General features: G+C 70.9%; 21 protein-coding genes. 7 read left to right on the forward strand and 14 right to left on the reverse strand.

What is annotated here, in order from left to right:
* Positions 1 to 105 precede the first annotated feature (105 nt).
* Positions 106 to 1,257 (forward strand): FAD-dependent oxidoreductase, encoded by a 1,152-nt coding sequence (locus AQJ54_RS37960; RefSeq protein ID WP_062245537.1) that lies wholly within the window; start codon positions 106 to 108, stop codon positions 1,255 to 1,257.
* Between the two features lie 2 nt (positions 1,258 to 1,259).
* Here AQJ54_RS37960 and AQJ54_RS47630 read toward each other — a convergent pair whose 3' ends face one another.
* The 4 genes from AQJ54_RS47630 to AQJ54_RS37975 all read right to left on the reverse strand — a co-directional run bounded on the left by AQJ54_RS47630 (position 1,260) and on the right by AQJ54_RS37975 (position 2,511).
* On the reverse strand, positions 1,260 to 1,346 hold the full coding sequence (locus tag AQJ54_RS47630) for an excalibur calcium-binding domain-containing protein (RefSeq protein ID WP_346265476.1): 87 nt from the start codon (positions 1,344 to 1,346) through the stop codon (positions 1,260 to 1,262).
* 129 nt (positions 1,347 to 1,475) lie between these two features.
* Positions 1,476 to 1,757: a hypothetical protein gene (locus AQJ54_RS37965; RefSeq protein WP_062245539.1), complete on the reverse strand. Its 282-nt coding sequence runs from the start codon at positions 1,755 to 1,757 to the stop codon at positions 1,476 to 1,478.
* Positions 1,754 to 2,029 carry a hypothetical protein gene (locus tag AQJ54_RS37970; RefSeq protein ID WP_159055603.1) on the reverse strand — a complete coding sequence of 92 codons (276 nt, stop codon included), beginning with the start codon at positions 2,027 to 2,029 and terminating at the stop codon, positions 1,754 to 1,756. Before AQJ54_RS37970 ends, AQJ54_RS37965 begins: the two co-directional genes overlap by 4 nt.
* 50 nt (positions 2,030 to 2,079) lie before the next feature.
* Positions 2,080 to 2,511, reverse strand: coding sequence for an ATP-binding protein (locus AQJ54_RS37975; RefSeq protein ID WP_079070197.1), 432 nt, complete (start codon positions 2,509 to 2,511; stop codon positions 2,080 to 2,082).
* A 207-nt stretch (positions 2,512 to 2,718) separates the two neighbouring features.
* Between AQJ54_RS37975 and AQJ54_RS37980 the strand changes: the two genes are divergently transcribed.
* A complete protein-coding gene (locus AQJ54_RS37980) occupies positions 2,719 to 3,570 on the forward strand; it encodes a helix-turn-helix domain-containing protein (RefSeq protein ID WP_062245543.1) in 852 nt (283 codons plus the stop codon).
* Between the two features lie 10 nt (positions 3,571 to 3,580).
* Entirely contained in the window at positions 3,581 to 3,745 is a 165-nt protein-coding gene (locus AQJ54_RS37985; RefSeq protein ID WP_079070198.1) for a DUF397 domain-containing protein, read from the forward strand.
* A gap of 18 nt (positions 3,746 to 3,763) precedes the next feature.
* Here AQJ54_RS37985 and AQJ54_RS37990 read toward each other — a convergent pair whose 3' ends face one another.
* Positions 3,764 to 4,120: a DoxX family protein gene (locus tag AQJ54_RS37990; RefSeq protein ID WP_062245546.1), complete on the reverse strand. Its 357-nt coding sequence runs from the start codon at positions 4,118 to 4,120 to the stop codon at positions 3,764 to 3,766.
* Positions 4,121 to 4,210: 90 nt separating this feature from the next.
* Positions 4,211 to 5,029 (reverse strand): endonuclease/exonuclease/phosphatase family protein, encoded by an 819-nt coding sequence (locus AQJ54_RS37995; protein ID WP_211278625.1) that lies wholly within the window; start codon positions 5,027 to 5,029, stop codon positions 4,211 to 4,213.
* A gap of 94 nt (positions 5,030 to 5,123) precedes the next feature.
* Between AQJ54_RS37995 and AQJ54_RS38000 the strand changes: the two genes are divergently transcribed.
* Entirely contained in the window at positions 5,124 to 5,516 is a 393-nt protein-coding gene (locus AQJ54_RS38000; RefSeq protein WP_062245551.1) for a nitroreductase/quinone reductase family protein, read from the forward strand.
* A 120-nt stretch (positions 5,517 to 5,636) separates the two neighbouring features.
* Here the strand turns inward: AQJ54_RS38000 and AQJ54_RS38005 are convergent, their stop codons facing one another.
* From AQJ54_RS38005 to AQJ54_RS38025, 5 genes are all read right to left on the reverse strand, one after another.
* A complete protein-coding gene (locus AQJ54_RS38005) occupies positions 5,637 to 6,173 on the reverse strand; it encodes a DUF3455 domain-containing protein (protein ID WP_020137709.1) in 537 nt (178 codons plus the stop codon).
* 164 nt (positions 6,174 to 6,337) lie between these two features.
* Positions 6,338 to 7,798: an aldehyde dehydrogenase family protein gene (locus tag AQJ54_RS38010; protein ID WP_062245553.1), complete on the reverse strand. Its 1,461-nt coding sequence runs from the start codon at positions 7,796 to 7,798 to the stop codon at positions 6,338 to 6,340.
* Entirely contained in the window at positions 7,795 to 9,525 is a 1,731-nt protein-coding gene (locus tag AQJ54_RS38015; protein WP_062245557.1) for an N-acyl-D-amino-acid deacylase family protein, read from the reverse strand. The genes AQJ54_RS38010 and AQJ54_RS38015 overlap by 4 nt, the downstream gene beginning before the upstream one ends.
* A gap of 95 nt (positions 9,526 to 9,620) precedes the next feature.
* The gene (locus AQJ54_RS38020; protein WP_079070199.1) at positions 9,621 to 10,739 is read right to left on the reverse strand and encodes an LLM class flavin-dependent oxidoreductase; all 1,119 of its coding nucleotides are present in this window, start codon (positions 10,737 to 10,739) and stop codon (positions 9,621 to 9,623) included.
* Between the two features lie 117 nt (positions 10,740 to 10,856).
* The gene (locus AQJ54_RS38025) at positions 10,857 to 11,627 is read right to left on the reverse strand and encodes an SDR family NAD(P)-dependent oxidoreductase (protein ID WP_062245562.1); all 771 of its coding nucleotides are present in this window, start codon (positions 11,625 to 11,627) and stop codon (positions 10,857 to 10,859) included.
* Positions 11,628 to 11,840: 213 nt separating this feature from the next.
* Between AQJ54_RS38025 and AQJ54_RS38030 the strand changes: the two genes are divergently transcribed.
* Both AQJ54_RS38030 and AQJ54_RS38035 read left to right on the forward strand, forming a co-directional pair.
* Positions 11,841 to 12,539: a hypothetical protein gene (locus tag AQJ54_RS38030; protein WP_211278626.1), complete on the forward strand. Its 699-nt coding sequence runs from the start codon at positions 11,841 to 11,843 to the stop codon at positions 12,537 to 12,539.
* 57 nt (positions 12,540 to 12,596) lie between these two features.
* Positions 12,597 to 13,421 (forward strand): hypothetical protein, encoded by an 825-nt coding sequence (locus tag AQJ54_RS38035; RefSeq protein WP_062245565.1) that lies wholly within the window; start codon positions 12,597 to 12,599, stop codon positions 13,419 to 13,421.
* Positions 13,422 to 13,427: 6 nt separating this feature from the next.
* Here AQJ54_RS38035 and AQJ54_RS38040 read toward each other — a convergent pair whose 3' ends face one another.
* From AQJ54_RS38040 to AQJ54_RS38050, 3 genes are all read right to left on the reverse strand, one after another.
* Positions 13,428 to 14,120, reverse strand: a complete 693-nt coding sequence (locus tag AQJ54_RS38040; RefSeq protein WP_079070200.1) for a response regulator transcription factor — start codon at positions 14,118 to 14,120, stop codon at positions 13,428 to 13,430.
* Positions 14,121 to 14,187: 67 nt separating this feature from the next.
* Positions 14,188 to 15,108: an LLM class F420-dependent oxidoreductase gene (locus AQJ54_RS38045; protein ID WP_062245567.1), complete on the reverse strand. Its 921-nt coding sequence runs from the start codon at positions 15,106 to 15,108 to the stop codon at positions 14,188 to 14,190.
* A complete protein-coding gene (locus AQJ54_RS38050; RefSeq protein WP_174856940.1) occupies positions 15,105 to 16,334 on the reverse strand; it encodes an amidohydrolase family protein in 1,230 nt (409 codons plus the stop codon). The genes AQJ54_RS38045 and AQJ54_RS38050 overlap by 4 nt, the downstream gene beginning before the upstream one ends.
* 208 nt (positions 16,335 to 16,542) lie before the next feature.
* Between AQJ54_RS38050 and afsR the strand changes: the two genes are divergently transcribed.
* On the forward strand, positions 16,543 to 19,581 hold the full coding sequence (gene afsR, locus AQJ54_RS38055) for an SARP-family global regulator AfsR (RefSeq protein ID WP_062245570.1): 3,039 nt from the start codon (positions 16,543 to 16,545) through the stop codon (positions 19,579 to 19,581).
* The last annotated feature ends 43 nt before the right edge of the window (positions 19,582 to 19,624 follow it).

The following is a 19,624-nucleotide window of genomic DNA, read 5'->3' on the forward strand; positions in this document are numbered from 1 at the left end:
GTCGGGGCTGTAGGTGCGCTGTCGGTGTTCTGTCGACGGGGCCCCGGAACCTTGCTGGAGACGGCCGGCCGGAGTCACCGGGCGGCCCTTCCCGAAGGAGCCACCATGACGACCAGCCATGCCTTGAAGAGCCCTGTCACGATCATCGGCGCCGGACTCGGCGGCCTCATGCTCGCCCGCGTCCTGCACGTCAACGGCATCGCGTCCACCGTCTACGAGGCGGAGTCCTCGCCGACGTCCCGGGCGCAGGGCGGGATGCTCGACATACACGACTACAACGGCCGGCTCGCGCTGGAGGCGGCCGGTCTGCTGGACGAGTTCCAGGGGCTCGTGCTGGAGGGCCGCGAGGCGGCACGGCTGGTCGCCCCGGACGGGACGGTCCTGTTCGACCAGCCCGACGACGGCACCGGTGGCCGGCCCGAGGTGCAGCGCGGTGAGCTGCGGCAGCTGCTGCTGGACTCGCTGCCGGCGGGCACGGTCCGCTGGGGCCACAAGGTCAGCGGTACGCGGGCGCTCGGCGGGGGCCGTCACGAGGTGAGCTTCGCGGACGGCTCCGCGGTCGTCACCGACCTCCTGGTCGGAGCGGACGGCGCCTGGTCCCGCGTCCGGCCGCTGCTCTCGGCCGCGGTGCCCGCGTACACCGGCATGTCCTGCGTCGAGGTGTATCTGCACGATTCCGACACCCGGCACGCGGCCAGCGCGAAGGTGGTCGGAGGTGGGGCGCTGTACGCGCTGGCGCCGGGCAAGGGCTTCGTCACGCACCGGGAGCGGGGCGGCAACCTGCACACCTACGTGATGCTGGCCCGGCCGCGGGAGTGGTTCGCGGACATCGACTTCACCGACTCCGCGGCGGCCGTCGCGAGGATCGCCGCGGAGTTCGACGGGTGGGCGCCGGAACTCACCGCGTTGATCACCGACGCGGACACCGGTCCGGTACTGCGCCCCTTCGCCGCCCTGCCCGCCGAGCACCGGTGGGAGCGGGTGCCGGGAGTGACCCTGATCGGCGACGCCGCGCACGTCGCCGCCCCGAACGGCGAGGGCGCCAACCTCTCCATGCTCGACGCCGCCGAGCTCGCCCGGTCCCTCGCGGCCCACCCCGACGACGTCGAGACCGCCCTCACCGCGTACGAGGAGCCCATGTTCCCCCGCAGCGCGGGTACGGCCGCCGAGGGCACGGAACTCTTCGCGCTGATGTTCGGCGAGGACACGCCTCGGGGGCTGATCGAGATGTTCACGGGGGAGGACCGGGGCGAGTGACGTCACCGTCCCTGTCGAGGATGCGGCGCGTATCCGGGGTCACCGCGGTGGAGCGGGGCAGCGCCGGCGGCCCGGGCCTCGTCATACACGTCGGGGCCTCGGCTGTCTTCGTGACGGTCTTCGTGGGAGGGGAAGAGGGGGCGACGGTCGTCGTCGGGGCGACGGCACTGAGGATGCCTCCGAGAAGCACAAGTCAAGACGTCGTCGGGGCGGGTGTCTCAGTCCAGGACCTGTGGGTCACGGAAGTAGTAGACGACGGTGATCCCCAGGCCCGGGGTGTGGGTGTAGACGACCGTGATCGCCTCGGCCGAGTCCGAGGCGAGACGAGTGGTGTAGGTGTACTCGACGGACGGAGCGCGCCAGCCGGGGATCTCTCTGCCGACCGCGGTGTCGCGGGCGATGGTAGCGAGTGCCTCACGGACCACGTCCCGCTCCCCCTCCGTCAGATCACCGAATGCCTTCCTCGCGGGCTCGGCCTCCTCCAGCGGGATCTCGTTCACGTACGGCCGCCTCCGCCGCGGGTGTCCTCCAGGGCCGTCATGATCTCGGGGGAGTTCCTGATCAGGACTCGGTGCCGATACGCGCGTACCACGGCCGCGGCGCCTTCGAAGTCGTTCGTCGGAGAGGCTCCTATGGCCGCCGCCAACTCCTCCTCGAACCGCTCCCGGTCACCGGGAAAGCCGTAGCGGCTGAGCGCGCTGCGCAGGTCGTTCACGGTCCGGATCTCCGGGAGGGGCATCGCTCCCCAGCCGTGCTCGGGCTGTGCGCTCATCGTCGGCTCCTGGTGGACGGCGGTCGCTCCACCTCCCAGTATGGCCCGGCTCACCGCCCCGGCACCCCGCACTCCGCCCACAGCAGCTTCCCTCCCCTCGACGCGCCCAGTTCCCGCAGAACCGACACGCCCGTCGCGTCCGCGCAGGCCCTGACCAGGTGCAGGCCCCTGCCGTGCTCGGCGTCCGGGGCGGCAGGAGGCTTGTCCGTCGTGAAGGCCGGCGGGACTCGGGGGTCCGTGTCCCAGACCGCCACCCTCACCCTGCCGGGGGACGGGGAGAGGAGGCGGAAGGCGTACGGTCCCCTCGTGTGCAGGTGTGCGTTCGTCAGCAGTTCCGCCGCGATCAGCTCCGCGGTGGGGGTCAGATCGGGGAGGTCGTGGGCGGCCAGCATCAGACGCAGGGCGCCTCTCGCGATACCCGGTGCGCGTGGATCGTGCGGAAGGTGCAGGGTGTAGTTCCACGACGGGGATACGGTGGCCATCGGAAGTCTCCGGTCACTGAGGGGAGTTGGGCGAGTGCCTGGTGTCTCTGCCGTGGCGTCCCACGGTGCGCTTCCAGGCGGTGCGGCGCCTGATGATGAAGATAGGGGCTCAGCAAATGTCATTTGCTGCCCCCGGAGATACTTCCGCCTGTTTTCCTTCGTGTGGGTGACCCACTTTTGGAACGCACGTCCGGGAGGAGTTCACGCATGCCCGCCAGACCCCCGCTGACGGCTCACCGCCTCCGGATCGCCGTGGAACTGCGCAAGATGCGGGAGCGCTCGGGTATGACGGCGACCGAGGCCGCCCGCACGCTCGGCACGAGTCAGGGGCAGCTGAGCAACGTGGAGTCGGGCCGGTTCGGAGTCAGCCCCGAGCGCATCCGCGCGCTGGCCGGCATCTACTCCTGCCCGGACCCGGGGTTCGTCGAAGCCCTCGTCGAGATGGCCACCGACAGGACGCTCGGCTGGTGGGAGTCGTACCGCGAGGTCCTGCCCTCAGGGCTCCTCGACCTCGCCGAACTGGAGCACCACGCCATCGCCGTACGCACCGCGTACACCTCCCACATGCCCGGTCTGCTCCAGACTGCCGACCACGCGCGCGAGATCTTCCGGCACGTCATCCCCGAGCCCAGCCCGCCCGAGATCGAGCACCGGGTCTCGCACCGGATCAAACGGCAGGGCCTGCTCTACGGCGCGGACCCGACGCCGTATCGGACGACCGTCCATGAAGCGGCCCTGCGCATGCGTGTCGGCGGGCGGGACGTGGCCCGGGCGCAGTTGAGACATCTCCTCGACATGAGCGAGCAGGAACACATCACCATTCGCGTGCTGCCGTTCGACGTGGGCGCCTTCCCCGGCTCGGGCCAGTCCATCAACTACCTGTACGGGCCCGTGCCTCAGCTCGACACCGCGCAACTGGACCAGTTCCACGGGCCCGTGCTCCTGGATGCCGAAGCCCTGCTGACCAAGTACCGGACTCTGCTCGACGTCGTGGAAGACATCGCCCTCAGTCCCAGCAAGTCCCGGGATCTGATCCATTCCATCGCCCAGAACCTCTGAAGGAGCCGAGATGATCACGGACAGCTGGCAGAAGTCGTCCCACTGCCAGGAAGGCGACGCCTGCGTCCACATATCCACAGGCCCCGACCAGGTCCACATAACCGACTCCCCCGCCGCCCAGACCATCGTCACCGTCAGCCGCGCCGCCTTCGACGCCCTGCTGAAGTCGCTCTGAGCGGTTCCCGGACCCCTGTCACCACGGGCCGTGATCAAGCAGGCCCAGGATCAGGATCGCCGTCGCCGTCGTCAGGAAGACGATGCCGCCCACGATGTTGCGGGAGCCCACCCTCAGGTGGGCGATGATCGCGCCGATGAAGTAGAGGATCAGGCCGGTCGCGGCGAGGGTGCCCAGGAGGGGTACGGCGAGGCCGGCCAGCAGGCCCACCGTGCCCGCCGCCAGCAGAGTGCCCAGGACCGGGACGTACTTGCGGGGTATCCCCTTCATGTCGGCCTGGGTCTTGGGGTATTCGTGACCGATCAGGTAAGTCACGGCCGCGGCGCCGTTGAAGACCGCGCCGAGGATCGTGACCGTGAGGTAGGCGGCGAACAACGAAGGTCCCCGTTCTGTAGACGTGAGGCATGAGGGTGCCGCCCTCACGACGAACGGGGACCCGCAGATGTGACATCGCCCCGCAGGGCCTCAGTCCCGCGTCGACTTCAGGTCCGCCACCACCGCCGCGTGGTCCGACGGCCACACCCCGTCCACCGGCCCGTCCCCCGCGCGCCGGACGCCGAGGACGTGGCCCAGATCCGAGGACTCCGACAGACCCAGGTGGATGTAGTCGATGCGGACCGCCGGGGACACACCGACGTAGGGGTTCGCCGGGTCCCACGTCGCCGACGCGGCGCCCGGCTCCGCGTACTCCCAGGCGTCCAGGAACAGTTGGCCCGCCGCGGCCGGGGCCGTCTTGTAGCCGCCGAACTTGCGGATCTCGTCGGAGTCGGGCCACGCGTTGAAGTCACCGGTGATGATCGGCGGGAAGTCGGTGCCCGAGCGGTGCGCGGCGACGAACTCCGCCAGCGCCGTGACCTGTTGGCAGCGGACCGCGGAGGCGGTGGGCGCCGAGGTGAGGTGGGTGGTGAAGAACGGGATGTCGTACGACGGTCCCGCGAGCCGGGCGTGGAAGGCCAGGCGGCCGTCGTCGATCTCCTCGGGCGCCGGGAGGCGCAGGACCGCCTGGTCCAACACCGGCCAGCGGCTCAGTACGGCGTTGCCGACCTCCACGCCCGGCTCGCCTATCCGCCGCTGCCAGCGCTCGGAGGCCGGTGAGGGCGCCCACGCCCAGTGCAGGCCCAGTTCACCGGCCAGCCACTCCGCGAGGTTCTCGGTGCCCGCCGACCACACCTCCTGGAGGCCCACCACGTCCGGCCGCAACTCCCGCAGCACCGCCAGGATCGCCTTCTGCCGCTGCTCCCACGGCCCGAAGCGCCACCACAGGTTCCAGGTCACCACGCGCATCGCCGACACCCCTTCGTCCGCCCGGCCCGCACCCTGAGATCATCGAGGGCGCCGGTCAGGATACGGAAGACGAGCGACGGGAACCTCAACGACCATGCCCCGCGACCCCGAACGCAAGTACCGCGCCGCCGTGGCCCTCCAGCGCCGGCTCAACCCGGTCATGCGACGACTGCCCCTCCAGACCGTCCTGGAGACCACCGGCCGCAGCTCGGGACTCCCCCGCCGGACCCCGGTGGGCGGCAGGCGGATCGGCGGCTCCTTCTGGCTGGTCTCCGAGTTCGGGGAGCGCTCGCAGTACGTCCGCAACATCAAGGCCGACCCGAAGGTCAGGGTGCGGATCCGCGGGCGCTGGCACCGGGGGACCGCGCATCTGATGCCGGACGACGACACCGCCGTACGCCTGCGCTCGCTGCCCCTGATGAACAGCGCCGCCGTACGGGCCATAGGGGCGGGGCAGTTGACGGTGCGGGTGGATCTGGAGGACTGAGAGGACTGAAGGGAAAGGGTGGTGGCTCCCCTTCGGGCCAGGCCATCACTCCGCTCGCGGCGAAGCCAACAGCCCGCGCTGCAGGGCGAAACCACCACCCCGTTCAAAGACCCTTGCGCCTCACTTCGCCGGCTTGTAGAAGGCGTACGTCGCCGAGTACGCCACGCTCACCTGGTCCGTGCCGGTGCAGGCGCCGGCCGGGGCCACGCCGCCCGACGTGTTCAGGCGCTGTATGTAGGAGACACCCCCGAAGACGCCGGCGCCCCGGGTCGCGGTGGCCTGGAGGAGGAGTTCGGGGATGGTGCCGGTCTTCGGGGAGTTGGCGATCGCGGTGGCGTTCACCGCGCTGCCGTCCACCGTGGACACCCAGACCGGGCCGCGGGAGTGCAGGGCGACCGCGCGGCCTCGGCGGTCGAACAGCGTGGCGGCCGGCTCCAGGAGCTTCCAGGCACCCTCGGTGCAGGTGTACGTCTGCACGCCCCGGGCGCCGAACACGGCGGTCAGCTTGTTGCCGTCGGGCACCTTGAGGGCCGCCGGGGCCTTCACGGGCCTCGGCGCGGGGTCCGAGGGGGTGGCGTAACCGGTGGTCGCGCCCAGCAGGGCGGCCGCTGCGGCGACACCCGCCGTGGTCAGGACGAAACGCTTGGTGAGCTTCAAGTCAGTTCTCCGGAACGGTTCTTGACTGATCGTCAGGACATGGACATCGATGTCCGCGCCCTCCGCTCCGGGACTCTACGGGCCCACCGCCCGGTTACCGGCCAGTCGGCCGAATTCCCTCCGTAGCAATTGCGAGAAGCCGCGGGAAGCCATGCAAAGCCGCCTCACCCCGGCCACACGATCGACTGCACCTCGCTGTAGGCGTGCAGCGCGTACGACCCGCAGTCCCGGCCGACCCCGCTGCGCCGGAAGCCCCCGAACGGCGCCTCCATGTTGCGGCCGACCGTGTTGACCCCGACGCCCCCGGCCCGCAGGCGCCGGGCCACGCGGAAGGCGCGGGCCACGTCGGAGGACCAGACGTAGTCGATGAGGCCGTAGTCGCTGTCGTTGGCGAGGGCGACTCCCTCGTCCTCGTCGTCGAAGGGCGTGACGGTCACGACCGGGCCGAAGATCTCCTCCCGGACCACCCGCAGGTCAGGGCGGCAGTCGGCGAGCAGGGTCGGGGTGACGTAGAAACCCCGGTCCTTCGCGGGCCGTTCACCGCCCACGACCACCGACGCGCCTTCCTTGCGCCCGAGTTCGACGTACGACTCGATCCGCTCCCGGTGCGCCGCCGAGATCACCGGCCCGACCACCGTCCCCGCCTCCCGAGGGTCCCCGACCTTCAACCGGCCCGCGTAGGCAGCCAGTTGCTCGACGAGACGGTCGTAGATCCCTCGTTGCGCCAGCACCCGTGTCGGTGCCGTGCAGATCTGGCCGCTGTAGAAGGAGAAGGTGGTCCCGATGCCCGCCACCGCCGACCCAAGATCCGCGTCCTCGAAGACGAGCGCCGCCCCCTTCCCGCCCAGTTCCATCAACTGCCGTTTCATGGACCGCCCGCACACCTCGCCGATGCGCTGTCCGACGGTCGTGGAGCCGGTGAAGCTGACCATGTCGACGTCGGGCGAGTCGACGGCGGCCTCGCCGACCTCCACCGCACGCCCGCCGACCACGTTGACGACCCCGCGCGGCACTCCGGCCTCCTCCAGCGCCTCGGCCATGCGGTAGACGGAGAGGGGGTCCTGCGGGGCCGGCTTCACGACCACCGTGTTGCCCATGGCGAGCGCGGGGGCGATCTTCCCGGCGGGGTTGGCCCAGGGGTTGTTGTACGAGGTGATGCAGGTGACGACCCCGACCGGCTGGCGGACGGCCAGCGCGCCCATCACGGCGGCCCTCCCCATCGGCCCGGCGTCGTTGACCTGCGGCGGGATCGCCCACTCGGTGGGCTCGACCTGCGCGTACCGCCGGAAGCGGGCGGCGGCTACCCCGACCTGCATGCCCCGGGCCGTCCCCGTGGTCGCCCCGGTCTCCGCCTGGGCGAGTTCGGCGTACGGCACGAGGCGGGCGCGGATGAGGTCGGCGGCGCGGGCGAGGATCGCCGCCCGCTCCCCCGGCGCCGTGCGCGACCACGGCCCGAAGGCCTCGCGGGCCGCGGCGCAGGCCGCGTGCACCTGATCCCGCGAGGCCTCCGGGGCCCACCCGACGGTCTCCTCGGTGGCGGGGTCGACCACCGCGTAGTGCCCGCCGTCGGGTGCCACCCACGCGCCGCCGACGAACAGCCCCTGTTCCTCCGGCCGCACGCTCACTTCGTGCTCACCGTCCGCGTGTCCCGCCCGGACCGCAGCACCCGCCCCGGCACGGCCCCGCTCACCACGTCGTCCCGGATCGCCTCGACCCCGTTGACCCACACGGCCCGTATCCCGATCGCCTTGGAGTCGAGCCGTGGGCTGTCACCCGGCAGGTCGTGCACCAGGGTGGCCGTGCCCGCGGCGATCCGCTCCGGGTCGAAGAGCACCAGGTCGGCATGGAAGCCCTCCTCGATCCGCCCGCGCTCGCGCAGCCCGAAGAGCTGGGCCGGGTCGTCGGTGAGCATCTTCACGGCATGTTCCAGCGAGGTCAGTTTCCGGCCGCGCAGACAGTCCCCGAGGAAGCGGGTCGTGTACGGCGCCCCGCACATCCGGTCCAGATGGGCGCCCGCGTCGGACCCGCCGAGCAGCACGTCCTCGTGCTGCCAGGCCTCGGCGCGCATGGCCCAGGACGCCGGGTCGTTGTCGGTGGGCATGGGCCACAGGACCGTACGGAGGTCGTCGGCCGCGCAGATCTCGACGAGCGCGGCGAACGGCTCAAGCCCGCGCTCGGCCGCGATGTCCTCGACGACCCGTCCGCTGAGCCCGCGGTTCTGCTCGCTGTAGGTGTCGCCGATGACGTACCGCCCGAAGTTGGTCAGCCGCCGGAAGACGCCGGCCTCCTTGGCCTGGGAGTGCCGGAGCAGCTCCTTCTGCACGTCGGGGTCGCGGAGCCGCTCGATCCGTTCGGGGACGGGCAGCGCGAGCACCGGGCCCCAGCCGGGGATGAGGTTCAGTGCGCAGAAGGTGCCGAGGGACATGTTCATCGGGGTGAGGATCGGCATGGTCAGCGCCACGACCCGGCCGCCCGCTTTCCGCGCCCGCTCACTGGCGAACAGCTGCCTAGGCACCCGCTCGGGGACGGCGGAGTCGATGGTCAGGACGTTCCAGTTGAGCGGCCGCCCCGCCGCCGCGCTCATTTCCACGAACAGCTCGATCTCGGCGTCGCTGAACTGGTCGAGGCATCCGGCGACGATCGCCTCGATCTGCGTCCCCTCGTGCTCCCCGACAGCTCGGGAGAGCGCGAGGAGTTCGGCGGGCAGGGCGTGCCGGGAGGCGACCGGTTTCCCGTCCCCGTCGGAGTGGGTGGAGGACTGGGTGGTGGAGAAGCCCCAGGCACCGGCGTCCATGGCCTCGTGCAACAGCCCGACGATCTCGGCCAGTTGCTCCTCGCTGGGCTGCCCGCCGACGGCGTCCGGCCCCATCACGTACCGGCGGAGCGCGCAATGCCCCACCATGAAACCGGCGTTGACCGCGATCCGCCCTTCGAGCGCGTCCAGGTACTCCCCGAAGGAGTTCCAGCTCCAGGGCGCCCCCTCCTCCAGCGCGACCAGGGACATCCCCTCCACCTTGGACATCATGCGGCGGGTGTAGTCGGCGTCCTCGGGCCGGGCCGGGTTCAGTGGCGCGAGGGTGAACCCGCAGTTCCCGGCGGCGACGGTGGTCACGCCGTGGTTGAGGGAGGGGGTGGCGTACGGGTCCCAGAACAGCTGGGCGTCGTAGTGCGTGTGCGGATCGACGAACCCGGGGGCGAGAACGAGCCCGGTGGCGTCCTCGCTGCTCCGGGCCTCCTCGCGGACATCGCCGATGGCGGCGATACGGCCGTCACGGATACCGACATCGGCAGTGAAGGCAGGCGCACCGGTCCCATCGACGACGGCCGCACCTTTGATGACGTGATCGAGCATGGGGCTCACCTCCTGGAGTTGCGGTGATGCGACCTACCCAGGGGCGCGGGGAACTGCGCGACCAGCCCCCACACGCCCGCAGCCGCCGTACGACCTCAGGCAGCCTCCCGGAACCGCGTAGTCCGGTGAACGGGATCCGTGTCGATCTTCGGAATCACGTGCTCCCCGATCAGCCGGATCGTCTGAAGCGTCTCCTCCTTCGGAACCCCCACCGGCAACCCGAAGCTCAGCTGGTCCGCCCCCGCCTGCTCCCACCGCTTGCACTGCCGGACCACCTCGTCCGGGTCCCCGCAGATCAGCAGTTCCTCCTCGATGAGGACCTCGACGAACTCCGCGGTGTACTCGGGCAGCGTCTCCGGCCACACCGGGAACCCCTCGGGCCGCGGGAAGGTGTCGTGGTAGCGGAAGACCAGCGAGGGCAGGTAGTGCAGACCGCCGTTGACGGCGATCCGGATCGCCTCGTCATGCGTGGGCGCGCAGATCGCCGTCGTCGTCACCATCACGTTGTCGTTGACGAAGTCCCCGATCGGCTCGGCGTCCACCACGGCCGTCTTGTACTGCTCGAGGACCCACTCCATGTCGGAGACCTTCTGCACGCTGAAGCCCAGCACCCCGAGGCCCTTGCGGGCGGCCATCGCGTACGACGGCGGTGAGCCGGCGGCGTACCACATCGCGGGGTGCGACTTCCCGTACGGCTTGGGCAGGACCTTGCGCGGCGGCAGCTGCCAGTGCTTGCCCTGGAAGCCGGGGTACTCGTCCTGGAGCCACATCTTGGGGAACTCGGCGATGGTCTCTTCCCAGATCTCCTTGGTGTAGTTCATGTCGGTCACCCCGGGGATGAAGCCGAGGATCTCGTGCGAGCCGGCCCCGCGGCCGCTGCCGAACTCGAAGCGGTTCTCGGAGAGATGGTCGAGCATGGCGACCTTCTCGGCGACCTTCACGGGGTGGTTGACCTGGGCCAGCGGGTTGAAGATGCCGGAGCCGAGGTGGATGCGGTCGGTGGCGTGCGCGAGGTAGCCGAGGAAGACGTCGTTGGCGGAGAGGTGCGAGTACTCCTCCAGGAAGTGGTGCTCGGAGGCCCAGGCGTACTTGAAGCCGGACTTGTCCGCCTGGATGACGTACTCGGTCTCCTCCATCAGCGCCTTGTGCTCGGCCAGCGGGTCCGTCTCGGCGCGCTTGCCCACGTATCCCTGTACAAAGAGCCCGAATTCCAAGGAGGTTCACCGTCCCCAGTCTGTCTCTGACACTCCCGTTTCTGACAGATCGTCAGATTGCCGATCTGCCGCCGACTGTGGCACCGGCCGCACACAGGGTCAAGAGCTGATGTGCTGTCAGATGACGGAGACCCCGGCCAGCCAGCCCCCGTCGATCACGAACGGCTGCCCGGTGATGTACGAGGAGTCGGCCGAGGTCAGGAACAGCGCCAGCGCCGCCACCTCCTGCGGACGGCCGATGCGGCCCAGCGGCACCAGCTTGCGGTAGAAGCGGTCGAGCCCCCGTGAGGCCTCCTCGCCGTCCGCCGACGGGTCCAGGACGGCCGGGTTGGACATAGCGGTGTCCACGGCCCCCGGGCACATGGCGTTGACCCTGATCCCGCGCGGGGCCAGCTCCAGGGCGGCGACCCTGGTGAGCCCGAGGACGGCATGCTTGGAGGCGGCGTACGCGCCCACGCCCGCCATGCCGGTCACCCCGGTGTAGGAGGCGGTGTTCACGATCGTGCCCCCGTCGGACAGGACCGGCCCCACGGTCTTCATGCCCAGGAAGCAGCCGACCTGGTTGACCTGCAACACCTGCATGAACTCCGCGAGAGGGGTGTCCAGCAGGGTGTTGAAGCGCAGGATCCCGGCGTTGTTGACCAGCCCGTCGATGTACCCGTACTCCTCGACGGCCGTCTGCACCGCCCGCTGCCAGTCGTCCTCCCGGCCCACGTCCAGGTGGACGTACAGCGCCCCGATCTCCTCGGCGAGCGCCTCCCCCTGCTCGTCCAGCACATCCGCCACGACGACCTCGGCACCCTCCTCGCGGAACAGCCGGGCCTCCTGCTCCCCCTGCCCTCGCGCCGCTCCGGTGACCAGGACGACGCGTCCGTCGAGCTTGCCCATGGCGAACCCCTTCGCATCGGTGGAGTTCGCATCGTAGCGCCGTATCTGACGGTACGTCAGATAGCAAGTGACCCACGGGTAGGGACATTTGCCTCTGTGCACACTCTGTTCGTCTCGCCAACAATTCTTCCGCAACAGGTAAAGCAACCCTCAAGAACGGAGAACGGCGTGGCCCGGAGGAGACTCAGGAACAGGAAGGTCCGCTATGTGGCGATGGGTGCGGCCCTCGTCACCGGCGGCGCTCTGGCCGCCATTCTGCTGCCGTCGGCGAACGCGGCCGAGGAGAAGTCGGCGGCGGAGATCATGGACCTGTGCAAGAGGGCCAAGGTCCTTCAGGGAAAGCAGCAGTCCATCGAGGATTTCGGGGGCCATCCCATCGCCGGGCCGAGCTTCGGCTCGGACAACTGTGATTTCGTCGAGACGAAGTTCGAGACCTTCGACGGCCCCACCGAGAAGGCGTCGATCGATTTCCCCAACTGCGAGCCGAACGCCACCGATCCGGCCAAGGTGTCCATCTCCTGGGAGTCCGAGGTCGCCCAGGGCAAGGGCAAGCAGATCAGCACCGTGCAGGGCGGCTCCTTCGGTCTCTTCGGTGCGCTCAGCGGTGCCTATTCGGTCCACCGCAGCTCCCTCGACATGACGACCAACTCCGCGCGGGCCGGGAGCAAGGACACCGTCGAGGTGCCGGTCGGAAAGGTCGCGCACATCCAGTTCACGCCGAAGATGCAGCGCATGACCGGCGAGTGGCGGGTCCGCATCGACGCCTTCCCCGGTGACTTCGCCAACAACCCGCGGCCCGAGCAGAACTTCGTGCTGCCGGACGTGGTCGAGGGCCCCAGCATGCTGCCCGGCGCGGCCGGCGCCCCCGGAGTGGTGGACGGCACCGCCAAGACCGTCCTCGAGGACTGCTGACCCCTCGCCGCACTCCGCCCCACCTCATCCCAACCCGCTCACCAGGAGAAACCCCTCATGTCCCGGAACAGCCGCTCCAGAAGCCATGGTCGCCGCAGCCGCAGGAAGCGCGTCGCGCTCATGGTCGGCGCGCCCGTGGTCGCCGTGGCCGCGGGCGTCACACTGATCAACTCCGCCGGCGCCGCCACCCCGTCGGAGGTCTCGGCGGACTGCCGCGCCGACTCCGACAAACTGGAGAACTGCGAGTTCGTCGACGTCCAGTTCAAGCAGAACAGCTTCGGTCCGAACGAGCGGGTCTCCCCCGTCTCGGACAACTGCGGAAACGCCTCGACCACCACCAAGACCTTCAGCGTGAGCGCCTCGGTGACGCGGACCGTCCAGCTGGAGGAGGGGTTCTCCGTCGACAGCGGCATCAAGCTGGGAAACTCGGTCTTCGAGGTCGGCGCCAAGTTCCAGACCCAGGAGATCAACATCACCCGGGACGACAAGAGGACCACCCTGGCCTTCGACCGGTCCGACATCGTGCAGCCGGACAGCATGGGCTTCTTCATGTGGTCGCACAAGCGGACCGATGTGAGCGGATTCCTCAAGGCCACCTACAAGGAGCCGCAGGACGGCGGGACGGTGTTCTTCTCACCGAGCGAGGGTGCAACCAGTGTTCACGTCTTCTATCCGCAGATCCTCAACAACGGGACTCCGGACGGGCGGCTCTGGTTGCGCAATGTGAAATGCGACACCACCGACGCGGCCAAACTCTCCAAAGCAGCGGGTAATTCCGCGCAGAGCACGACACGGGCGGCCCGGTCGGAACCCGGATTCGGCCAGGGCGGCGCGAATGTCACCGACGTGGAAATCCCGCTGTCGGAGGTGACCGCTCCTTAGCGGTTCTCAGGTGCGAACCACGGGCGCGGCTCCCAGCCATCGCAGGACCGCGTCCGTGCTGCCGCGGGCGTGCAGCTTGGCGTAGATGTTGCTGAGGTTGTTGCGGATGGTCTTCTCGCTCAGGCTCAGCCGCAGCGCGATCTCCTGGGCGCCCAGGCCGGTCGACAGCAGCTCCATGACCTCGCGTTCACGTGGCGAGAGCAGCGCCCGCAGGCCGTCGGCGGAATCGCCCTGCTCGGGGGCGCGCCGGACGCCGTCGCGCACGGCGGCACAGGCGGAGGGCGAGAGATAGGTGTGTCCCACGGTCGCGCCGACGACGGCCGAGGAGAGCATGCAGGTGCAGTGGTCGCCCTCGACGAGGTAGCCCGCGCCGCGCCGGAAGACCTCGACGACGGTCTCCGTGTCCCGGTGCGGGCTGACCACGATCACCGGGGCGCCCGCACCGCCCAGCTCAGCGAGCGCGTCGAGCGGCTCGTCGCAGCGCAGGACGACGACGTCGGCCCCCGCCGGGACCAGGAAGGGCCGCTCCAACTGGATGGCCCGGCCGACGTAGGGGTCGTCCGCGGCGGGCCAGCCCGTGTGCGGCCAGTCGCCGTCGGCGCAGGCCAGGGCGACGGTCAGCCGGGTGAAGCCGTGCAGGGGGGAGACGGGGCCGGAAGGGTGGGGCGAGCTGTGGGGGGAGTTGCCGGAGGTGCGCACTTACGGTCCTTCCGCCGGAGCCGTCACATCCGTACCTCACTGGATACGCGGCCCGGCGGGAAGGTGTTCAAGCTTTCAACGACGAACCCACCTCGGTGCCGAACTCCTCGATCTGGTCCAGGAGTTCGGCGGAGCTCCGGCTGCGGAAGCGGACCTGGAGCTGGTCCACCCCCATCGCGCGGTAGGCCCGCAGCGACTCGGCGAGTGCACCGGGGGCGCCGCTGAGCGTGCGGCGGCCGACGTCCCATGTGGGGGTGCCGACGTAGAGCGGCTCGGCGATGGCCCCGACGGTGAACGGCCCCTCCAGGCCCGCCTCCTGCCGCAGCCGCCGGATCCGCTCGATCTGCGCGGGCAGCCGGTCCCGCGGATCGCCCTGGGGCAGCCAGCCGTCGCCCTTGAGGGCGGCCCGGCGTACGGCGGCCGGGGAGGAGCCCCCGACCCACACCGGGACACGGGACTGGGCGGGGCGGGGGCGCTGGCCGAGTCCCTCGAAGTCGTAGAGCTTGCCGTGGTGTTCGGGGAACTCATCGGGCCCCAGGGCGCTGCGCAGGGCGTCGATCGACTCGTCGAGGACGGCCCCGCGGTGGGCGAAGTCGACGCCGAGCGCCTCGAACTCCTCCTGGACGTGCCCCGCGCCGACCCCGAGGACGAGCCGTCCGCCGCTGAGGTGGTCGAGGGTGGCGTACTGCTTGGCGGTGAGCAGGGGGTGCCGCAGGCCCACCACGGCCACATGGCTGAGCAGCCGGGCCCGTTCGGTCACGGCCGCCAGGAAGGCGAGGGTGGCGACCGGGTCGTACCAGATCGTGCTCATCGCGGGGGCGAGGCGGCGCGGGATCGCCACGTGGTCGCAGGCGGCGATGTAGTCGAACCCGGCGCGGTCCGCGGCGCGGGCGATCCCGGCGAGGTCGGCGGGTGTCGCTTCGGCTTCCCAGGGTTCGGCGTAGATCGTGCTCTGGGACTGGATCGGGAGCTGGATGCCGTATCTCATGCACCGCTCCACAGCCCCTCGGGGGTGAGCCCGAGCAGTTCGATGGCGTTGCCGCGGACGATCCGTTCGACCACGTCGGGGGCCAGGTGTCCCATCTGGGCCTCGCCGACCTCGCGGGACTTGGGCCAGGTGGAGTCGGAGTGGGGGTAGTCGGTCTCGTAGAGGACGTTGCCGACGCCGATCGCGTCGAGGTTCTTCAGGCCGAACGCGTCGTCGAAGAAGCAGCCGTAGACGTGGTCGGTGAAGAGTTCGGACGGCGGGCGGTGGACCTTGTCGGCGACGCCGCCCCAGCCGCGGTTCTCCTCCCAGACCACGTCGGCGCGTTCCAGGATGTAGGGGATCCAGCCGATCTGGCCCTCGGCGTACATCACCTTGAGGTTCGGGAAGCGCTCGAACTTGCCGCTCATCAGCCAGTCGACCATCGAGAAGCAGCAGTTGGCGAAGGTGATGGTGGAGCCGACCGCCGGCGGGGCGTCGGCGGAGGTGGAGGGCATCCGGCTGCTGGAGCCGATGTGCATCGCGACGACCGTGCCGGTCTCGTCGCAGGCGGCGAGGAAGGGGTCCCAGGCGTCGGTGTGGACGGAGGGCAGGCCCAGGTGCGGGGGTATCTCGGAGAAGGCGACGGCCCGGACGCCCCGGGCGGCGTTGCGGCGGACCTCGGCGGCGGCGAGCTCGGCGTCCCACAGCGGGATCAGGGTCAGGGGGATCAGACGGCCCTCGGCCTGCGGGCCGCACCACTCCTCCACCATCCAGTCGTTGTACGCCCGCACGCACAGCAGGCCGAGTTCGTGGTCCTTGGCCTCGGTGAAGGTCTGGCCGCAGAAGCGGGGGAAGGTGGGGAAGCAGAGGGCGGACTGGACGTGGTTGACGTCCATGTCTGCGAGGCGGGCGGGGACGTCGTAGGAGCCGGGGCGCATCTGCTCGTAGGTGATGACCTCCAGTTTGATCTCGTCCCTGCTGTAGCCGACCGCGGTGTCCAGGCGGGTGAGCGGGCGGCGCAGGTCCTCGTAGATCCACCAGTCGCCGAGGGGGCCGTCGTCACCGGGGGCGCCCATGACGGGCTTGAAGCGGCCGCCGAGGAAGGACATCTCCTTCAGCGGGGCGCGTACCGTGCGGGGGCCGGTGTCCAGGTACTTCTTCGGGAGCCGGTTCTGCCAGACGTCGGAGGGCTCCACGGTGTGGTCGTCGACGGAGATGATCTTCGGAAGTGCCGTCGTGGTCTCCATGGCGCCCACGGTAGCGCTGATCTGACGGGTCGTCAGCTCCGTGTGCGGGGGCCGATGACGACGGTTCGTGTGCGGAAGTGTGCGAAGAGCGCGTGAGGGCCTTGTGATATCCCGCGCGTCCGCCTGTGATCAGGCTCTCCACAGCTGACGCATCCGCCGTGGACAAGGCAGACTGACGGGGTTGCAGACAGGCCCTAGGGGGACGGCGATGGACGGTGAACCGAGGGTGCCCGAGCAGCGGCGTCCCGGCGCGTCGACGGAGGGCGGGAAGGACGCGGGGTCTTCGGCGGGGGTTGCGGTGGAGGCGGGCAGCGCGAGGCCGGCCGTCAAGGGCGATACCGCCGCCGGCGTTCCGCTGCGGTTCTCCGTGCTCGGGCCCGTGCGGGCCCGGCGTGGTGAGGAGTTGCTGAGCACCGGGTCGCCTCAGCAGCGCGCCCTGCTGGCCGCCCTGCTGCTGCGGGAGGGCCGTACGGCCACCGCCGCCGAGCTGATCGACGCGCTGTGGGGCGAGGAGTCGCCGTCGCAGGCGCTGGCCGCCGTGCGGACGTACGCCTCGCGGCTCCGCAAGATCCTCGACCCCGGCATCCTGGTCAGCGAGTCCGGCGGTTACGCGATCCGCGGGCTCGGCGAGGACGCGCTGGACCTGGCCGCCGCCCAGGAGCTCGCCACCGAGGCCGAGAAGGCCAGGAACACCGGCGACCTGTGCCACGCGCGGGAGGTCCTGGGCCGGGCGCTGGCCCTGTGGGACGGCGAGGTGCTGGCCGGCGTGCCGGGCCCGTACGCCGAGGCACAGCGCGTACGGCTGGAGGAGTGGCGGCTGCAACTCCTCGAATCCCGCCTCGACATGGACCTGGAGCAGGGCTGCCACGCCGAGGCCGTCTCCGAACTGACCGCCCTCACCGCCGAGCACCCCCTGCGCGAGCGGTTCAGGGAACTCCTCATGCTCGCCCTCTACCGCAGCGGCCGCCAGGCGGAGGCCCTCGCGGTCTACGCCGACACCCGCCGTCTGCTCGCCGACGAACTCGGCGTCGACCCCCGCCCCGGCCTGCGCGAGCTCCAGCAGCGCATCCTCCAGGCCGACCCCGGCCTCGCGGAGCCCTCCTCCCCGCAGCCCGAACCGGCCGCCGCCCCCGTCCGCCCCGCGCAACTTCCGGCGACCGTCCCGGACTTCACGGGCCGCGCCGCCTTCGTCACCGAACTCAGCGAGGTCCTCGCCTCCGGTTCCGAGGGCCGTGTGATGGCGGTGTCCGCCCTCGCCGGCATCGGCGGCGTCGGCAAGACCACGCTGGCCGTGCACGTGGCCCACCAGGCCCGCGCGGCCTTCCCCGACGGACAGCTCTACGTCGACCTCCAGGGCGCCGGCTCCCGCGCCGCCGACCCCGAGACGGTCCTCGGCGCCTTCCTCAGGGCCCTCGGCACCGCCGACTCCGCGATGCCCGACTCCCTGGAGGAACGGGCCGCCCTGTACCGCTCGGTCCTCGACGGCCGCCGGGTCCTCGTGCTGCTCGACAACGCGCGCGACGCGGCCCAGATACGGCCCCTGCTGCCCGGCACCGAGGGCTGCGCCGCCCTGGTCACCTCCCGCGTGCGGATGGTCGACCTCGCCGGGGCGCACCTGGTCGACCTGGACGTGATGTCCCCCGACGAGGCACTCCAGCTGTTCACCAGGATCGTCGGCGAGGAGCGGGTCGCCGCCGAACGCGAGGCCGCCCTCGACGTGGTCGCCGCCTGCGGCTTCCTGCCGCTCGCCATCCGCATCGCCGCCTCCCGCCTCGCCTCCCGCCGCACCTGGACGGTGTCCGTCCTCGCCGCGAAGCTCGCCGACGAGCGCCGCCGCCTCGACGAACTCCAGGCCGGCGACCTCGCCGTCAAGGCCACCTTCGAGCTCGGCTACGGCCAGCTGGAGCCCGCCCAGCAGCGCGCCTTCCGCCTGCTCGGCCTCGCCGACGGCCCGGACATCTCGCTGGCCGCGGCGGCCGCCGTACTCGATCTGCCCGTCGAGGACACCGAGGACCTGCTGGAGTCCCTGGTCGACACCTCGCTGCTGGAGTCGGCGGCCCCGGGCCGGTACCGGTTCCACGATCTCGTACGGCTCTACGCGCGCGCGTGCGCCGAACGCGACGAGTGGCCGCCCAGCGAGCGGGGGGCGGCGCTGTCGCGGCTGCTGGACTTCTACCTCGCGACCGCGGCGGCCGTGTACGCCATCGAGCGGCCCGGGGACCGGCTGGTGGAGCACCTGGAGGAGATCCACTACCCCGGGCTGGCCTTCGCGGACCGCCACACCGCCCAGGACTGGCTGTACGCGGAGGCCAACGCCCTGCTCGCCTTCGTGCAGCAGTGCGCGCAGGGGGCGTTGCTGCGGCGCGCGGTGGATCTGCTGTGGGTGGCCAAGGACCTCGCCGAGTCGGGGGCCAACGCGAAGCAGTACGAGACCGCCGCCGTCGCCCTGCGGGACGCGGCCGACGCGGCGGACGACCCGCGCACGCGCGCGCGTGCCCTCACCACGCTGACCAACGTCCACCTCGTCGCCGGCCGCTTCGAGCAGGCCGACGCGGAGGCCCGCCTTGCCATGGAGCTCGCCCGCGCGGCCGGCGATCTGGCGCCGAGCTGCTGGGCCGCCAACGACCGCGGCATCATCGCCCTCTACCAGGGGCGGCACGCGGAGGGCGAGGCCTGCCTGAAGGAGGCCATCGAGAGCTTCCGGCTCGACCGGAACCTCGCGGGCGAGGCGAGCGCGCTGTGCAACCTCTCGCGCATCCACCTGGCCATGGGGCAGAGCACCAGCGCCGTGGAACTGGCCCAGCAGGGCATCGTGATCTACGACCGGCTCGGGCACACCCTGCGGGGCGCGAACGGCCGGTACGCGCTGGGTCTCGCGCTCACCGGGCAGCGGCGGCTGGAGGCCGCGGTGGAGCGGCTCACGGAGGCGCTGGAGGTCTTCCGCGACAGCCGGCAGCGGCTGTGGGAGGGCATGACGCTCTTCCGGCTCGCCGAGGCGCACCTCGCCGGCAACCGGCCCGCGCAGACCGCCGCCCTGACCGAACAGGCCCTCGCCGTCCTGCGGGGCATCGGCGGGGAGTGGCGACGCGGCAATGTGCTGACGGTCCTCGGCCGCGCCCTCAGCGGCCTCGGCCAGCCCGGCCGGGCTCAGGCGTGCTGGCAGGAGGCGCTCACCATCTTCGAGCACCTGGGCTCGCCGGAGGCCGCGGACGTACGGCTCCTGCTCGCGCCGTCGGCGACCGTGTAGGGCGTGGGGGCGTCGGGCGGGGCGACGTTCATCGTTCGTTTAT

Source organism: Streptomyces griseorubiginosus (assembly GCF_001514195.1).
GTDB lineage: Bacteria > Actinomycetota > Actinomycetes > Streptomycetales > Streptomycetaceae > Streptomyces > Streptomyces griseorubiginosus.

What these genes read in the sequence shown, in the direction of transcription:
- AQJ54_RS37960 (WP_062245537.1), top strand. Translation starts at nt 106, where the DNA reads ATGACGACCAGCCATGCCTTGAAGAGCCCTGTCACGATCATCGGCGCC.
- AQJ54_RS37970 (WP_159055603.1), bottom strand. Translation starts at nt 2,029, where the DNA reads ATGAGCGCACAGCCCGAGCACGGCTGGGGAGCGATGCCCCTCCCGGAG.
- AQJ54_RS37975 (WP_079070197.1), bottom strand. Translation starts at nt 2,511, where the DNA reads ATGGCCACCGTATCCCCGTCGTGGAACTACACCCTGCACCTTCCGCAC.
- AQJ54_RS37980 (WP_062245543.1), top strand. Translation starts at nt 2,719, where the DNA reads ATGCCCGCCAGACCCCCGCTGACGGCTCACCGCCTCCGGATCGCCGTG.
- AQJ54_RS37985 (WP_079070198.1), top strand. Translation starts at nt 3,581, where the DNA reads ATGATCACGGACAGCTGGCAGAAGTCGTCCCACTGCCAGGAAGGCGAC.
- AQJ54_RS37995 (WP_211278625.1), bottom strand. Translation starts at nt 5,029, where the DNA reads ATGCGCGTGGTGACCTGGAACCTGTGGTGGCGCTTCGGGCCGTGGGAG.
- AQJ54_RS38000 (WP_062245551.1), top strand. Translation starts at nt 5,124, where the DNA reads ATGCCCCGCGACCCCGAACGCAAGTACCGCGCCGCCGTGGCCCTCCAG.
- AQJ54_RS38015 (WP_062245557.1), bottom strand. Translation starts at nt 9,525, where the DNA reads ATGCTCGATCACGTCATCAAAGGTGCGGCCGTCGTCGATGGGACCGGT.
- AQJ54_RS38025 (WP_062245562.1), bottom strand. Translation starts at nt 11,627, where the DNA reads ATGGGCAAGCTCGACGGACGCGTCGTCCTGGTCACCGGAGCGGCGCGA.
- AQJ54_RS38030 (WP_211278626.1), top strand. Translation starts at nt 11,841, where the DNA reads ATGGGTGCGGCCCTCGTCACCGGCGGCGCTCTGGCCGCCATTCTGCTG.
- AQJ54_RS38035 (WP_062245565.1), top strand. Translation starts at nt 12,597, where the DNA reads ATGTCCCGGAACAGCCGCTCCAGAAGCCATGGTCGCCGCAGCCGCAGG.
- AQJ54_RS38045 (WP_062245567.1), bottom strand. Translation starts at nt 15,108, where the DNA reads ATGAGATACGGCATCCAGCTCCCGATCCAGTCCCAGAGCACGATCTAC.
- AQJ54_RS38050 (WP_174856940.1), bottom strand. Translation starts at nt 16,334, where the DNA reads ATGGAGACCACGACGGCACTTCCGAAGATCATCTCCGTCGACGACCAC.
- afsR (WP_062245570.1), top strand. Translation starts at nt 16,543, where the DNA reads ATGGACGGTGAACCGAGGGTGCCCGAGCAGCGGCGTCCCGGCGCGTCG.